17 protein-coding genes are annotated in these 15257 nt (G+C 29.5%); 15 read left to right on the top strand and 2 right to left on the bottom strand.

What is annotated here, in order from left to right:
• Positions 1-21 precede the first annotated feature (21 nt).
• The 15 genes from smc to B5X81_RS22320 all read left to right on the top strand — a co-directional run bounded on the left by smc (position 22) and on the right by B5X81_RS22320 (position 14078).
• Positions 22-3591, top strand: coding sequence for a chromosome segregation protein SMC (smc, locus tag B5X81_RS22390; RefSeq protein WP_170917560.1), 3570 nt, complete (start codon positions 22-24; stop codon positions 3589-3591).
• A gap of 128 nt (positions 3592-3719) precedes the next feature.
• On the top strand, positions 3720-4895 hold the full coding sequence (gene ftsY / locus B5X81_RS22385; protein WP_079495063.1) for a signal recognition particle-docking protein FtsY: 1176 nt from the start codon (positions 3720-3722) through the stop codon (positions 4893-4895).
• A 102-nt stretch (positions 4896-4997) separates the two neighbouring features.
• Positions 4998-5372, top strand: coding sequence for a YlxM family DNA-binding protein (gene ylxM / locus B5X81_RS22380; protein ID WP_079495062.1), 375 nt, complete (start codon positions 4998-5000; stop codon positions 5370-5372).
• A gap of 20 nt (positions 5373-5392) precedes the next feature.
• Positions 5393-6733, top strand: coding sequence for a signal recognition particle protein (gene ffh, locus B5X81_RS22375; RefSeq protein WP_079495060.1), 1341 nt, complete (start codon positions 5393-5395; stop codon positions 6731-6733).
• Positions 6734-6771: 38 nt separating this feature from the next.
• Positions 6772-7041 (top strand): 30S ribosomal protein S16, encoded by a 270-nt coding sequence (rpsP, locus tag B5X81_RS22370; RefSeq protein ID WP_079495059.1) that lies wholly within the window; start codon positions 6772-6774, stop codon positions 7039-7041.
• A 23-nt stretch (positions 7042-7064) separates the two neighbouring features.
• Complete coding sequence (locus tag B5X81_RS22365; protein ID WP_079495057.1) at positions 7065-7295, top strand: KH domain-containing protein; 231 nt, start codon at positions 7065-7067, stop codon at positions 7293-7295.
• A 226-nt stretch (positions 7296-7521) separates the two neighbouring features.
• The gene (gene rimM, locus B5X81_RS22360) at positions 7522-8031 is read left to right on the top strand and encodes a ribosome maturation factor RimM (protein WP_079495056.1); all 510 of its coding nucleotides are present in this window, start codon (positions 7522-7524) and stop codon (positions 8029-8031) included.
• Positions 8028-8795, top strand: coding sequence for a tRNA (guanosine(37)-N1)-methyltransferase TrmD (gene trmD, locus B5X81_RS22355; protein WP_079495055.1), 768 nt, complete (start codon positions 8028-8030; stop codon positions 8793-8795). Before rimM ends, trmD begins: the two co-directional genes overlap by 4 nt.
• A gap of 173 nt (positions 8796-8968) precedes the next feature.
• Complete coding sequence (gene rplS / locus B5X81_RS22350; protein ID WP_079495209.1) at positions 8969-9313, top strand: 50S ribosomal protein L19; 345 nt, start codon at positions 8969-8971, stop codon at positions 9311-9313.
• 73 nt (positions 9314-9386) lie between these two features.
• A complete protein-coding gene (lepB, locus tag B5X81_RS22345) occupies positions 9387-9860 on the top strand; it encodes a signal peptidase I (RefSeq protein ID WP_170917559.1) in 474 nt (157 codons plus the stop codon).
• A 5-nt stretch (positions 9861-9865) separates the two neighbouring features.
• Positions 9866-10717 carry a ribosome biogenesis GTPase YlqF gene (gene ylqF / locus B5X81_RS22340; RefSeq protein ID WP_079495052.1) on the top strand — a complete coding sequence of 284 codons (852 nt, stop codon included), beginning with the start codon at positions 9866-9868 and terminating at the stop codon, positions 10715-10717.
• Between the two features lie 426 nt (positions 10718-11143).
• The gene (locus B5X81_RS22335) at positions 11144-11899 is read left to right on the top strand and encodes a ribonuclease HII (protein ID WP_244282214.1); all 756 of its coding nucleotides are present in this window, start codon (positions 11144-11146) and stop codon (positions 11897-11899) included.
• Positions 11900-11975: 76 nt separating this feature from the next.
• On the top strand, positions 11976-13448 hold the full coding sequence (locus B5X81_RS22330; RefSeq protein WP_079495048.1) for a hypothetical protein: 1473 nt from the start codon (positions 11976-11978) through the stop codon (positions 13446-13448).
• Between the two features lie 4 nt (positions 13449-13452).
• Positions 13453-13710, top strand: coding sequence for an EscU/YscU/HrcU family type III secretion system export apparatus switch protein (locus tag B5X81_RS22325; RefSeq protein ID WP_079495047.1), 258 nt, complete (start codon positions 13453-13455; stop codon positions 13708-13710).
• An 8-nt stretch (positions 13711-13718) separates the two neighbouring features.
• A complete protein-coding gene (locus tag B5X81_RS22320) occupies positions 13719-14078 on the top strand; it encodes a YraN family protein (RefSeq protein WP_208985122.1) in 360 nt (119 codons plus the stop codon).
• A gap of 47 nt (positions 14079-14125) precedes the next feature.
• On the opposite strand, the gene B5X81_RS22315 is transcribed toward B5X81_RS22320, so the two are convergent.
• Entirely contained in the window at positions 14126-14659 is a 534-nt protein-coding gene (locus tag B5X81_RS22315) for a LysM peptidoglycan-binding domain-containing protein (RefSeq protein ID WP_079495044.1), read from the bottom strand.
• A gap of 96 nt (positions 14660-14755) precedes the next feature.
• Entirely contained in the window at positions 14756-14983 is a 228-nt protein-coding gene (locus B5X81_RS22310) for a DUF2164 domain-containing protein (RefSeq protein WP_079495043.1), read from the bottom strand.
• Positions 14984-15257 lie beyond the last annotated feature (274 nt).

Genomic DNA, 15257 nt, shown 5'->3' with positions numbered 1-15257 from the left:
GAGGAAAAAGAGGTGTTTGCTTTGTACCTTAAAAAACTTGAAGTCTATGGATTTAAATCCTTTGCAGATAAAATATCTATTGATTTTAGAAATGGAATTACAGGTATTGTTGGACCAAACGGCAGTGGGAAAAGCAATGTTATCGATGCTGTAAGATGGGTTCTTGGTGAACAAAGTCCTAAAACCTTAAGGGGGAGCAAGATGGAGGATATTATATTCAATGGAACCTCCCATAGAAAACCCTTGGGTATGGCAGAGGTATCACTGACCTTTAATAATAGCGAGAAGTTACTTCCTATAGATTACAGCGAGGTTACCATAACCAGAAGATTATATCGATCAGGTGAAAGTGAATATCTTATAAATAAAATTCCATGCAGACTTAAGGATATTAGAGAATTGTTAATGGATACAGGTATTGGAATTGATGGATATTCACTTATAGGGCAAGGTCAGATTGACGGTATTTTAAGTAATAAGCCTGAAGAAAGAAGGCAGATTTTTGAAGAAGCTGCTGGTATAGTTAAGTTTAAGTCCAGGAAGCTTGAAGCTGAAAAAAAACTTGACAATACTAATCAAAATCTTATAAGAATAGAAGATATTTTGGCGGAGCTTGAAGCAAGAATAGAGCCTTTAAAAAAGCAAAGTGAAAAAGCTTCAAAGTATTTGGAGTTATCCAAAGAGTTAAAGGAATTGGAACTGAATTTGTTTTTAAAGGAAATAGATGATGTAAAGCTTAAGCTTAAGGCAGAAGAAGAACAATTAAATATTGTAAAGACACAGCATTTGGATTACTTGAAGAAGAAAGAAAATAAATCTGAAGAACAATGTAAATGTCAAAAGCAAATTGAGGAATTACAAGATAATATTCAGGATATGAAGGAAAATTATTTTGAAATAACTAATTTGATAAAGAAATTAGAAGGAGAGAAAATACTTTATCAAGAAAAAATTCAAAACATAGGTAATAATGTATCCAGAATAAAAACAGAAATAGAAAACATATCAGATCAAGATAAAGACATAAATCTGAAGCTAACTTCACTTTTAGCCGAAGGGGAAAATCTAAACATTTGCATATCCAGGAATGAGGAACTCATTATTAACGAGAATAAAAGATACAATGAAACCTTAGAAACCATAAGAGAAAATCAAGATAAATCAGAGGATTTTAAAGGAAGAGTTATAGAAGTTTTAAATTCTATATCCTCTGCTAAAAGTGAGATAAATAGCGTAAACACAATGAAGGAAAATATTGTAAACAGAATAGAGAAAATTCAAAATGAAAAGCAGAATCTAAGTAATGATGAAAAAGAAAATTTTAAGAACCTAAATAATATAAAAAATGATATAGGTAAAATAAAGGATTTATTAAATGAGAAAACACTATATAAAGAAAAACTAATCAATAAAGATAGAGAATATAGAAAAAATTATCAGGATTTATTAAATTTATATGAAAAAGAAAAAAATAATTTGAGAGATATAGAGTCCCAAAGGAAATTGCTCGATGCTATGGAAAAGTCCTATGAGGGTTTTAGCACAAGTGTTAGAAAAACTCTAAAATTATGTAAGAATAATGATACCTTTGGTAAAGGTGTCCATGGGGTTGTTGCCCAGCTTATGAGCATACCTAAGGAATATGAAATTGCTATGGAAGTGGCTCTGGGTTATTCAATGCAAAATATTGTTTGCAATAACGAAGATGATGCCAAAAGGATAATTAAGCATCTTAAACAAAATAACCTTGGAAGAGTTACTTTTCTTCCTTTATCTAATGTATATTCAGGACAAAGACACGAAAATTTTGGGACTAAACTGGAAAGTATAAAGGGGTTTATTGGGGTAGCTAGTAATCTTATTTCAACATCCAATGAATATGATGATCTATTTAATTATTTACTTGGCAGAATCATAATAGTAGATAATATAGATTCAGCTGTCAGGATATCAAAAATGGCAAGAAAATTTAAAATAGTAACCCTTGATGGAGATATTATAAATCCTGGTGGAACAATAACAGGAGGTAGCTATAAGTCTAAGATTGCAAATGTATTTAGTAGGAAAAGAAAATTGAAGGAACTCAAAGTAGAGATTTCTAATCTTACTAAATCAACAGAAAAGTATGAAAAAGATTTACAAGAGCTTAAGAATAATATTGAAGATATAAATAAAGAGCTCCAGGAGAATTCTACTTGTATTGAAAATATCAAGCTTGAGCTTTTAAAAAAGGAAAATATATTATCGAATATTAAGAATCAAGGTCAATCCCTTAATTTGTCAATGGGAAGCTTAGATAAAGAAATTCAAGAATTAGAAAGTGAATTAAGTGATATGGACGATTCAATAGCAAAAAAACATAAAAATATAGTATCTCTTCAAGCGGAAAATAAGGAGCTTGAAGATAATATTAAAGCTATAACTAAAGTTATTAGTGAAAAGCAAAATGATATGAATTTTCTGAAGGAAAGAATAACGTCAATAAAGGTTAAATTGGCCTCACTAAATGAGAAAAATGAAAATAATAAAAGTGAAATAGCTAGAATAGAAAATACAATTGAAGCTTGGAAAAGCAATAGGTTAAATAAGGAAACGGAATTATGCAAACTTCAAAAAGAAAAAGAAGAGCTTATGGGAAAATTAGATAATATAATGGTTTCTATCAATGATAATAATGTTTTATGTAAACAAATAGATTATAATATTAAGAAATTTACAGAAGAAAAAAATATTTGGAATGAGAGAAATGAAAAATTAATTGAAACCATAAAGAATATTGACGACAATTTAAATGATCTAAAAGAAAGTCTTCATAAAATCGAAGTTAAAAAAGCAAGATTAGAGCTTCAACATGATAATTTTATTAAAAAGATTTGGGAAAAGTATGAACTAAGCTATATTGACGCCCTTAATCATAAGAGTGATATAGGTGATTTTAATGTAGCATCAAGAAGAATCAACTCACTTAATAAAGAAATGAAAGGTTTAGGAGAAGTAAATTTGAGCTCTATTAAAGAATATCAGGAAGTTAACGGTAGATATACTTTCTTGAATTCTCAAAAAGAAGATTTAATTAAAGCTCAAAAATCTCTTAAGCAAGTGATTCTTGAATTGGAAAATACAATGAAACAACAATTTATTGAAAGCTTTAAAGAAATAAATGGAAATTTCAATATAATATTTAATGAGCTTTTTAATGGTGGCAAGGCTAAACTTATATTAGATGAAAGTGATGATGTGCTGGAGGGAAATATAGATATTATTGCTCAACCACCAGGAAAAAAACTACAAAATCTTAGTTTGCTATCCGGTGGAGAAAGGGCTTTAACTGCAATAGCACTTTTATTTTCTATACTAAGAACTAAACCAACACCATTTTGCATACTGGATGAAATTGAAGCGGCTTTAGATGATGTTAATATTTTTAGATTTGCTGATTTTTTAAAGGAGTTTACAAAGAACTCTCAGTTTATTATAATTACCCATAGGAAGGGAACTATGGAGATAATCGATTATTTATATGGTATTACAATGCAGGAATATGGTGTTTCAAAGGTTGTTTCTGTAAAATTAAGTGAAGTTGCCAGTTAGGAAAAGCTGTTTTAGTACTTTTATAGCTTTAAATATTAATTTTTAAGTTTAGGGTCATTTTTATTGGCCCTTAAAATAAAGTTTTAAATTACAGATACTATTGAATAGGTTATATAGGAGGTAAGCAAATGCTAAAGAAATTATTTAAGAAGATAAAAAAAGATAATGGAGAAGTAAATATTGAAGAGGATGTAATAAAAGAAGAAGAAACTCAAAAAGATGTATCCCCTGATGATGCAATAGAGGATGATATTATCGAAAAACCTTTAGCGGAAGTTGATAATGGGGATAAGAATCAATCTAGTGAAGAAGAGGATTCTCAGGAGAATTTATCTGAAACTTCAGGAGATGGAGAAAATATTGACTTAGATAATAATAAAGAATCTACCAATTTCTTTTCTAAATTAAAATTGGGACTTACCAAAACTAGAAAAGGTATAACGGAAAAAATTGATTCTTTAATGAAGTCCTATGTTAAGGTAGATGAAGAATTTCTTGAAGAGCTGGAAGAAATACTTATTGTGTCTGATGTAGGAATGAATACCACCATGAAAATAATTGAAAGATTAAGAGAAGAAATCAAGACAAATAAAATATCTGATATTGAAGAAGTAAAATCGGTTTTAAAAAGAATATTAGAGGATTTACTAACTACTACAAAGGAAAATACTTTAGATATTTCTCCTTCTCCTGCTATTATTGTTGTTATAGGAGTTAATGGAGTAGGCAAAACTACGTCCATTGGTAAACTTGCCTATAATTTGAAAAGAAGTGGTAAGAAGGTAATGATGGTGGCAGGAGATACCTTTAGGGCAGCAGCTATTGACCAATTGAAAGTATGGGGTGAAAGAACAGGTGTAAATGTAATTCATCAACAGGAAGGATCAGATCCAGCAGCTATAATATATGATGCCATTCAATCTGCTAAAGCTAAAAAAACTGATGTGTTGATATGCGATACAGCCGGAAGACTTCATAATAAAAAGAATTTAATGAATGAGCTGGGTAAAGTATTCAAAATTATAGAAAGAGAGTATCCTGAAGCAAGAAAGGAAATTCTTTTAGTTTTAGATGCAACCACAGGACAAAATGCTATTCAACAGGCTAAAACTTTTAAGGAAGTTGCTGATATAACTGGAATAACCTTGACTAAATTAGATGGTACAGCCAAGGGAGGAGTAGTTCTTGGAATAACCTCTGAATTAGATATTCCTGTGAAATTTATTGGAGTTGGAGAGGGAGTAGGTGATCTTCAGCCCTTTAATCCAAAGGATTTTGTCGAGGCTTTGTTAAGTGAGAATTAAATTATTTATTTAATATTTTCTATTGACAATGGAATAATAGTATTATAAAATACATCTGTAAAGCATAAAGCCTTTACACTTATATTTTAGGAAGTGTTATTGATGATAGAAAAAAAGATAAGACTGGGTAATTTGTATGCTTTTTATGGTAAATTACTTACAGAAAAGCAGCAGGATATTTTAAACCTGTATTGCATACATGACTTTTCTTTGGGAGAAATATCCGAAAACCTAGGTATAAGTAGACAAGCAGTTTACGATGCAATAAAACGATCCTGGAAAATTTTACAGGATTATGAAGATAAACTTGGATTATTAAACAAATTTTTAAAGACAAGGGGAAAGGTAAATAAGTTATTAAAATCTATTGACGAATTTAGCCTAGACTTAAGTAGTGATTGTGATAAAAAGTATATATTAAATAGAATAGATGTATTTAAAAGATTACTTCTTGAAATTCTTGATGAGGGGTTGTAAAAACTCTAAGGAGGTAAAAAATGATTTTCGAAGGTCTTTCCGAAAAGCTTCAAAACACCTTTAAAAAGCTTAAAGGTAAGGGCAAGCTGTCAGAAAAAGATGTTAAAAGTGCAATGCGTGAGGTAAAGCTTGCATTACTTGAAGCCGACGTCAACTATAAAGTAGTTAAGGATTTTACCAAAAAAGTTACAGAGAGAACAGTTGGTCATGGAGTTTTAGAGAGCTTAACACCAGGACAGCAGGTAATTAAAATTGTTAATGAAGAATTAACAGAGCTAATGGGAAATACCCAAAGTAAAATTACTTTTTCTTCAAAACCTCCTACTGTAATAATGTTAGTTGGATTACAGGGAGCAGGTAAGACTACAACTGGTGGTAAACTTGGAGGACAGCTTAAAAAGCTTGGTAAAAGACCTGTATTAGTTGCCTGCGATGTTTATAGACCTGCCGCTATTAAACAGCTCCAAGTAGTTGGAGAAAAGCTTGATATACCAGTATTTTCCATGGGAGATAAAATGAGCCCAGTAAATATTGCAAAGGCTGGTATTGAGCATGCTAAAAAATATGGCAATGATGTTGTAATAATAGATACTGCAGGAAGGCTTCATATTGATGAAAAGCTTATGAATGAACTTAAGGATATAAAGACAGAAGTCACACCCCATGAAATTATGTTAGTTGTTGATGCTATGACTGGTCAGGATGCAGTAAATGTTGCAAAGGCCTTTGACTCAGAATTAGGCTTAGAAGGTATTATATTAACTAAGCTGGATGGTGATACTAGAGGTGGAGCTGCTTTATCAGTTAGGGCTGTAACAGGTAAACCTATAAAATATATTGGGGTTGGAGAAAAGCTTACTGATCTTGAACCCTTTTATCCCGATAGACTAGCTTCAAGAATACTTGGAATGGGCGATGTATTAAGTCTTATAGAAAAGGCTCAAGCTAGTTTTGATGAAAAAAAGCTGAAAAATTTAGAAAATAAAATAAAAACCCAGGATTTTAATTTAGAAGATTTCTTAGACCAGCTTGAGCAAATGAAGAATATGGGACCACTTAGTTCAATATTGGAAATGATGCCTGGGATGAATAATAAGCAGCTAAAAAACTTAAATGTAGACGAAAAGGAATTAGTTCATATAGAAGCAATAATTCAGTCAATGACTGCTGAAGAAAGGAAAAATCCTAATATAATTAAAGGCAGTAGAAGAAAAAGAATTGCTAAGGGTAGTGGAACTAGCGTTCAAGCTGTAAATAAACTTTTAAAACAATTCCAGCAAACTAAAAAGATGATGAAACAAATGGCTGGTATGGAAAAAGGGCTTAAAAAAGGCGGTAAATTTAAATTGCCGTTCTTTTAAGAATAAATATTTTTATTAATTTAGAGGAGGTGAATTATATGGCAGTAAAAATCAGACTAAGAAGGATGGGTGCTAAAAAGAGACCTTTTTACAGAATAGTTGTTGCAGACTCACGTTCACCAAGAAATGGTAGATTTATTGAAGAAATTGGGTACTATAATCCTATCTCAGAACCCGTTGAGGTTAAAATAGATGACGAAAAAGCCGTTAAATGGATTAATAATGGAGCTCAACCAACTGATACAGTAAAGGATTTATTTAAAAAGCATGGTATAAACGAAAAGATTGAAGAAGCTAAAAAGGCATAAGTTGGCTTCTAGGGGGTGAAATTATGGGAGAATTAGTTAAAGTTATTGCTAAGGCTTTAGTGGACCATCCCGAAGAAGTACAGGTTAATGAAATTGAAGGTACTCAATCGGTTATTATTGAACTAAAAGTTGCATCTGAAGACATGGGTAAAGTTATTGGGAAGCAAGGTAGAATTGCAAAAGCAATTAGAACCGTTGTTAAAGCAGCTGCTACTAGAGAAAACAAACGTGTAGTAGTGGAAATTATTCAATAAAATTATAGGGTGTGGCATAATATTAGCTTAGAATATACTTGAAAATAATGATTTGTCATGAACCCGAAAGGATTAGGTCTACCCTAATCCTTTTCTGTGTAGTTAAGTTTAAATAAAGGTATAATCAATTTTTAATATTAATATTTTATGAATAATCCGAATTTAAAAAAGACATTATAAAGATACTGTTTTAGCTTTAGATTTTATATTATGAAAGGGTGATTGGGTGAAGGATAAAATAAGAGTAGGACAAATTGTTAATACTCAGGGTTTAAGAGGTGAAGTTAGAATATACCCACTTACCGACAGAAAAGAAAGGTTTGAAGAGCTAGATTGTCTATATTTAGAAGATGAAACTAATATGGAGCTTGAAATAGAGAAGGTTAGATATAAAAATCAACTTGTAATATTGAAATTTAAAGATTTAGATAGTATAAATGATGTAGAAAAATTAAAAAATAAATATATTGCAATAGATAAGGAAAAGATTAAAGAGCTTCCAGAGGATACTTATTATATTTTTGACCTGGTGGGTTTAGAAGTTATTGAAGAAGACAATACTTACATAGGAAAGCTTATAGATGTTATACAAAATCCAACACAAGATTTATATGTAGTTCAGCATGAGGATAGTAAAAAAAAGATATTTATTCCCGCTGTAAAGGAATTTATAAAGGAAATAGATATTGACAAAAATATAATAAAAGTCAAGCTTATAGAAGGTATGATGGAATGAATATAGATATACTAACGCTTTTCCCTGAAATGTTTAACAGTATAATGGGGGAAAGTATTATTGGAAGAGCTAGGAATAAGGGTATAATAAAAATTAATCCAATAAATATACGAGATTTTTCAAAGAATAAGCATAATAGGGTAGATGATTATCCATATGGTGGAGGAAGTGGAATGGTTTTAATGAATCAACCTTTATTTGATGCATTAAAGTCTATAACACAAAATAGGAAGAATAGTAGAATTGTTTATTTAACTCCCAAAGGAAAAACATATAATCAAAAAATTGCAAAGGTCCTTTCAAATGAAGAGAATTTAGTTTTGTTATGCGGGCATTATGAAGGCATTGATCAGAGAATTATAGATGAATGGGTTACAGATGAAATTTCTATTGGTGATTATGTACTTACTGGTGGAGAATTACCTGCTATGGTACTGATAGACTCAATTGCAAGATTGATTCCCGGTGTGCTGGGGAAAAGTGAATCCTTCATTGATGAAAGCTTTTATAGTGGGCTTTTAGAATATCCCCATTATACAAGGCCTTCAAATTATAAAGGACGTAAGGTTCCTGAAATATTATTGTCAGGTAATCATAAATTGATAGATGAATGGAGAACCAAAGAATCAATAAGAATAACTATTGAAAGAAGACCGGACTTAATTGCTAAGCTATTTAAAAGAGATGATATCAGTATGAAGGAGAAAGTAAAGTTAAAAAAAATGATAAATGAGGTTATAAAGATAAGTAACTCTAAAGTATGATGAATTTTTAATCTTGGTTGTTCATATAAATGAAAAAACATATAAAAATTTTCTAATTTATTGTTGTCTAGCAGTTAATGCTATGATATAATAACTTGTGGCAATACGGGCGGTCCTCTTCTAATAATTCTTAGAATGAACGTCTAGGATGAAGGGAGGTAAAAACTATGAATATGGAAATCATTAAGGAACTGGAAAAGGAGCAACTTAAATCTGACTTACCTGAGATTGGAATAGGTGATACTGTAAAAGTCCACCTAAAAGTTAAAGAGGGTAAGAGAGAAAGAATACAGATTTTTGAAGGTATTGTTCTTAAAAGACAAAATGGTGGCGCTAGAGAAACCTTTACTGTAAGAAAAATTTCATCTGGAGTTGGTGTTGAAAAAACTTTTCCAATGCATTCACCAAAGATTGATAAAATTGAAGTTACAAGAAGAGGTAAAGTTAGAAGAGCTAAGCTGAATTATTTAAGAGAAAGAGTTGGAAAAGCAGCTAAAGTTAAGCAAAAAAAATTTTAATTTAGCATGTTAAAGGGGACTGATATCAGTCCCTTTTGTTGTCTTTCATAAATATGAGATGGTGTGTAAAATTATGGCTAAAAAAATATTTAAATATATTTTGACATCTATTATATTTCTTGCTATAATTACTGCTTTTATATTAAAGCCCATTAGGATTCAAGGCAATTCTATGTATCCAATTTTAAAGGATGGTGATTGGGCTTTAATTAATAAAATTGCATTTTTATTTTCGTCCCCTAAGAGAAAAGATATAATAGTTTTTAGGTTGCAAAGAGACAATAGAGATTATATAATAAAACGTATTATAGGATTAGAAAATGAAACAATTAAGATCATATCTGGCAGTGTCTATATTAATAATAAAATGTTAAATGAGTCTTATTCTAGTGATTCTTCTAATAGTAATTTTCAAAGTAGAGTTATTCCTGAAAATAATTTTTTTGTAATTGGAGATAATAGGAAAATTAGCATAGATAGTAGATATCAAGATATAGGCTTTATTAATAAAAAACAGATAATAGGTAAAATAATTTTTAAGTGGTGATGTGTATGAATATAAATTGGTATCCAGGTCATATGAAAAAGACCAAAGAGCTTATTAGAGACAATCTAAGGCTTGTAGATGTTGTTTTAGAACTTTTAGATGCTAGAATACCAATAAGCAGTAAAAACCCTGATATAGATGGTATTATAGGGAATAAGCCCAAGGTTATTATTTTGAATAAGTCTGATTTATGTGACCCAAAGATATTGAGACAATGGATTGATTATTTTGCAATGCAAGGGACCGAAGCTATACCTATTAATTCCATTAGTGGTGAAGGAATGAACAATCTTATTGATGCAGTTAAAAATTCTGCAAAGGATAAAATAGAAGCTATGAGAAATAAAGGTAGAAAAATTCGTCCAATAAGGGTTATGATAGTTGGAATCCCAAACGTAGGGAAATCTTCACTGATAAATAAGCTAGCAGGGAAAAAAACAGCTAAAACTGGTAACAAGCCTGGTGTAACTAAGGGTAAACAATGGATAAGACTTAGAAAGGATTTAGAACTTTTTGATACTCCTGGTATACTTTGGCCAAAGATTCAGGATGAAAATGTAGGTTTAAACCTAGGGTTTACAGGAGCAATAAAGGACGAAATATTAGATAGGGATGAGCTGTGTGTTAAACTTATTGAAAAGATTAGCTTTAAATATCCTGATAACTTAAAAGAAAGATATAAGATTGACAAATTAGATGAAGATCCGGTTATTAATATGGAAAGTATAGGAAAGAAAAGGGGATGTATGAGGTCAGGAGGTATAATAGACTATTCTAAGGTTTCAAGAATAGTCTTAGATGAGTTTAGAAAGGGTATCCTTGGAAGGATTACATTAGAAGAGCCTGGGGATTTGTAGTAGGTTAAGTTACAAGTTCCATGTTCCAAGTAAAAGATAGAGCATAGGAGCACTTTAAAGTGCTCCTCGTTTTTGTAATGTGTTATTTTATTAAGTGAGCAAATTGCATAATTACCTTCCCAAAAGATTATCTACTACATATAGTTTTAAAATCTTCAAAGCCATACCATATATATTATGTAACCCAGCCAAATTAGAGTTATGCAATTTCCTCAATTAACATTCATAGGAAATTTAGCTTAAAAAATAGAGGAAATTAAAAGGAATCAATAGAAATAAAATAATAGCAGAAAACATAAAATTTTTTAATTACAATAGAATGATCAAAAAACTTGCAGCTTAGAATATGTAAGTTGTAACAACAAATAACTTGTAACAACAAAAATTTAATTTGGAAAGGATAATTAATATATGGATTTTTCAAAGATGTCTTGCAAAGAGATAGAAAAATATATTAATAATTTAGATGAGAAAGATAGATTTTCCTATATAGATATTCTTAATCAGGATAGTAGAAAATCAGTAAGAAAATATGCATTAAAATTGGAAAAAAAGCAGGAGAGTATTAATAAGGAAATAAAAAGATTAGAAGAGCTTTGGCAAATAGAAGGAAGATTTTTTGACTTAGGGTATAATTTGATAGCCGGCTTAGATGAAGCTGGTCGAGGGCCTTTAGCGGGTCCTGTAGTGGCTTCTGCTGTAATACTGCCTAAAAATAAAATCATCCTCGGAGTAGATGATTCAAAAAAGATACCTGAGAAAAGAAGAGAAAAGTTATTTAAAGAAATATATAATTCAGCTTTATATGTAGGAGTTGGAATTGTAGATAATAGAATTATAGATCAAATAAATATATTTAATGCTACAAAGCTTGCAATGAAGAGGGCTATATATGATTTAAAAATAAAACCAGACTTTTTATTAATAGATGCTTTAGAATTAGCCGATATAAATATAAAGCAAAGAAGTATAGTTAAAGGGGATAGTAAAAGTATATCTATAGCAGCTGCATCAATTATAGCCAAGGTAACGAGAGATAATTTAGTTAGAGAATATGACAGAAAATACCCAGGATATAATTTTTCAAAGCATAAGGGCTATGGAACAAAAGAGCATTATGAAGCAATTAATAAATACGGGGTAACTCCAGTCCATAGGAAAAGTTTTTTGAAAAATATATAGCTCCTAGTTATTGGCTTTTCGCTATTGATTTTAAACTATTTCTTTTGACAGTTTGTCCATAGAAAAGGTGATTATTATGGAAATACAAAACCTGATTAATGCAATATATAACAATAAAATCCAAGTTAAAAGTGACTTGCTCTCACGATTAATGTTAGGAGATATATTAAAGGCTAAGGTTTTAGCTATGGTGGGAGATACAATAACTCTTGAACTAAGCAATAAACTTACTATAGAGGCAAAGGATATCTCTGGATTTAATTATAATGTGGGAGATACTGTTGAATTTATTGTTGTTGACAAGGTAGATGAAAAGTTATTTATAAAAAGTAATGCTAAGGGATTGAATTCTTTAGAAGGTAAACTATCTCAAATGGGTATAAAATTAGATGAGAATAATAAAAAATTAATAGAACTTCTATATAAAAATCAAATACCAATAACTAAGGATATAATCTCAGAAATAGAGTCGACAAAAAAATATTATGGTAAAGTTATTGAATATATTAAGGAAAATGATATAGGATTTAATAAAAATATGTTAAATGATAATATTAAAGACCTTCTTAAGAATTTAGTTCAAAATAATCATGAACCCTATTTAAAAGCCACAACTAAAGAAAACATTGTTGAGAAGAATAATGTATTAGTTAATGAATCAGATTTACAGAATGAAAAGAATATGATTCCTAGCAAAATGTCTAAATCATATGATAGGCCCCCAATTATTAGTGAATTTATTAAGGGTGAGAACAATATTACTTTTGAAAAACTAGTTTTTATGCTTAAAAATAATATGGATTTTAATACTAAAAATATTGTATTATTAGACAATATAGTATTAGGTAAAAGGAATATAACAAATCAAATTGAAAATCTCATAAAGATTTTAGAAGAAAAAGTTTTACCAGAAGGTTCAGATGTCAATAATAAGGAAAATTATCCTATAAAAAATATTAAAGAAAATATTTTGCAAATACTCCGAAGATTTAATATATCTAATATAAAAGATAAAGATGAATTGAACTTAGCAATAAGGGAATTGATGGAAAAATTTGAGACTGTTAAAACCAGTGGTTTTAATAAGGAAGTCACCGAAATATTTAATAAACATGTAGAAGAAATAAAAACTTCATTGGATTTTGTCAATAAATTGAATGATAATATGTCTTTTTTTCAGATACCATTATATATTAATAAGTCCCTTAAAAACCTTGATGTTTACATAAAAAATGATTCTAAGAATAGTAAGAAAATAAATATTAATGACACTAAAATATTTGTATCTCTTAACACAAATAAGATGGATTTAGTACAGGTGCTTATTGAAATAAATAGAAAAGATATAAATTTAAATTTCCGAGTACGTAATGAAAAAATAAAAAGCATTATAAAGTTCAACGAAGGTATTTTAGTTGAAAGTCTTAAAAAATATAACTTTAATAATATTGCATTTAAATACAATATTTCATCTGATAAAATTGATTTAACTAATATAACAATGAATGAAAATAAAAATGAATTAAGTACTTTAGATATAAGGGTGTAGTGATATGAAAAAGAAAAGAATTGCCAATGCCTTGAGATATGACTCAAAGAAGGATACGGCACCTAAGGTAGTAGCTCAAGGTGTAGGAATTACAGCTGATAAGATAGAAGATGTCGCTAAAAAGCATGATGTTCCTATTTATAAGGATGAAAAGCTGTCACAACAATTATATAATTTGTCTATTGGGGAAGAAATACCTCCGGAGCTTTACAATGTTGTTGCAGAGGTTTTAGCCTTTATAGCTAAATTGGATAATGAATAGGGGGATATATGTTGAGGACAAAAACTATAGGGGATATGGGGGAAGCAGCAGCAGTAAAATATCTAAGAAAAAAGGGATATAAGATAATAGACTGTAATTATAGATGTAGATTTGGAGAAATTGATATTATAGCAAAATTTAAAGATTATTATGTATTTATTGAGGTTAAAACTAGACGTAGTACACTATATGGTAGACCTATCGAATCTATAAATGCGGTAAAAATGAAACATATATTAAAAACACTTCAATTTTATCTGTCCCAAAATAGAATCTATAATTCTAACATACGAGTAGATGCAATAGAAGTTTTTATGAATAAAGAAAATTATATAAAGATAAATCATGTAGAAAATATTTTATACTGAAGGTACAAAGAAAAAACGATTGAAAAAACAATCGTATAAAGAGAAAATTAGGTATTTTCAAATAGCACAAGGTCACCTGGAGGATTTAATGAGCTATTTTCCTTATTTGCACTAATTAGAATTTTAGTAAAAGGATTCAATTCGATATTTTTAATTTCTCCTAGCCAAATAGAGGGATTTTTAGATACGTTAGATAGTTTTACATAATCATAGTTAAACATTCCCATTGCATAGGCATAGTAACTGTTGTAATCTCCTTTTAATCTATCTATAGGAGGTAAATTTGCTAAAATACATATTCCATTAGAGCTTGCCACAAGAACATAAGAATCCTTGGGAGCATTAGATGAAGGTTCTATAAATGAACAATGGGGATGGGGCTTTGGAATACAAATCACATCACCTTCAGTAATATAATTTAAATTCATTATATGACGATTGTACTTTTTTAAATCCCGTAAAGAAATATTGAAATTTGATGCAATTTTATGAATTGTATCTTCTTTTTCAACAGTATACTTTATAGCACAATGATTAAAACACCTTTGTGGTTTACGAGGTTGTATTTTTCTATTTAACATATGATCACTCCACTTAAAAAGCTTTTCATTATATATTATGCATAGGAGTATGAATGTGTTAAACCTATAGATTAAATGTTAAATATTTCTAGATTTTTAGATTTCTAGGTTATATAAGTCATCCAATTTGTCATTTATATAGATGATTGAATCCTTTATTCCTTGATTATAAAAAATGGGACCTATATTTTCACATAAAAAGTCTAGTAGTATAGTGGCAGCTAAATCTCCAATATCTTCTTCACGTTCCTTTGAAAAATATCTTTTGATTTCTGAGGTAATCAAATCTTTCGCTTCCTTATTTAAATTAATTTTTCTTTTCATAGGTAAAAAAACCTCCTGGATTTTAAATTTGTTAAATTAACTCGTTGTGCTGGTTCCTATATCGGGAGTTTTAATATTTCCTTTTCGTTCATGCTATAAACCTGTTTTTATATACGATTTTTAAGGTGAAAACAGGTTTATAAAAATCACTAAAATGAAATATTAAAACTCCCTAGTTTATATTTTAGAACAGAAAATTTGATTTACTAGCACAACAGGTTAAATTAGTCATATTATAACATAAAAAAAGCTGAGAATTTTCCCAGCTCTTTTA

The sequence above is a fragment of the Maledivibacter halophilus genome, from assembly GCF_900167445.1.
Taxonomy (GTDB): domain Bacteria; phylum Bacillota; class Clostridia; order Peptostreptococcales; family Caminicellaceae; genus Maledivibacter; species Maledivibacter halophilus.
The sequence above is the reverse complement of the archived record's forward strand: the minus strand, read 5'-3'. Positions and strand labels throughout refer to the sequence as shown.

Excerpts from the sequence above, each read along its gene's own strand:
- ftsY (WP_079495063.1), top strand. The coding sequence starts at position 3,720 with ATGCTAAAGAAATTATTTAAGAAGATAAAAAAAGATAATGGAGAAGTA.
- ylxM (WP_079495062.1), top strand. The coding sequence starts at position 4,998 with ATGATAGAAAAAAAGATAAGACTGGGTAATTTGTATGCTTTTTATGGT.
- ffh (WP_079495060.1), top strand. The coding sequence starts at position 5,393 with ATGATTTTCGAAGGTCTTTCCGAAAAGCTTCAAAACACCTTTAAAAAG.
- rpsP (WP_079495059.1), top strand. The coding sequence starts at position 6,772 with ATGGCAGTAAAAATCAGACTAAGAAGGATGGGTGCTAAAAAGAGACCT.
- B5X81_RS22365 (WP_079495057.1), top strand. The coding sequence starts at position 7,065 with ATGGGAGAATTAGTTAAAGTTATTGCTAAGGCTTTAGTGGACCATCCC.
- trmD (WP_079495055.1), top strand. The coding sequence starts at position 8,028 with ATGAATATAGATATACTAACGCTTTTCCCTGAAATGTTTAACAGTATA.
- rplS (WP_079495209.1), top strand. The coding sequence starts at position 8,969 with ATGGAAATCATTAAGGAACTGGAAAAGGAGCAACTTAAATCTGACTTA.
- lepB (WP_170917559.1), top strand. The coding sequence starts at position 9,387 with ATGGCTAAAAAAATATTTAAATATATTTTGACATCTATTATATTTCTT.
- ylqF (WP_079495052.1), top strand. The coding sequence starts at position 9,866 with ATGAATATAAATTGGTATCCAGGTCATATGAAAAAGACCAAAGAGCTT.
- B5X81_RS22335 (WP_244282214.1), top strand. The coding sequence starts at position 11,144 with ATGTCTTGCAAAGAGATAGAAAAATATATTAATAATTTAGATGAGAAA.
- B5X81_RS22330 (WP_079495048.1), top strand. The coding sequence starts at position 11,976 with ATGGAAATACAAAACCTGATTAATGCAATATATAACAATAAAATCCAA.
- B5X81_RS22325 (WP_079495047.1), top strand. The coding sequence starts at position 13,453 with ATGAAAAAGAAAAGAATTGCCAATGCCTTGAGATATGACTCAAAGAAG.
- B5X81_RS22320 (WP_208985122.1), top strand. The coding sequence starts at position 13,719 with ATGTTGAGGACAAAAACTATAGGGGATATGGGGGAAGCAGCAGCAGTA.
- B5X81_RS22315 (WP_079495044.1), bottom strand. The coding sequence starts at position 14,659 with ATGTTAAATAGAAAAATACAACCTCGTAAACCACAAAGGTGTTTTAAT.
- B5X81_RS22310 (WP_079495043.1), bottom strand. The coding sequence starts at position 14,983 with ATGAAAAGAAAAATTAATTTAAATAAGGAAGCGAAAGATTTGATTACC.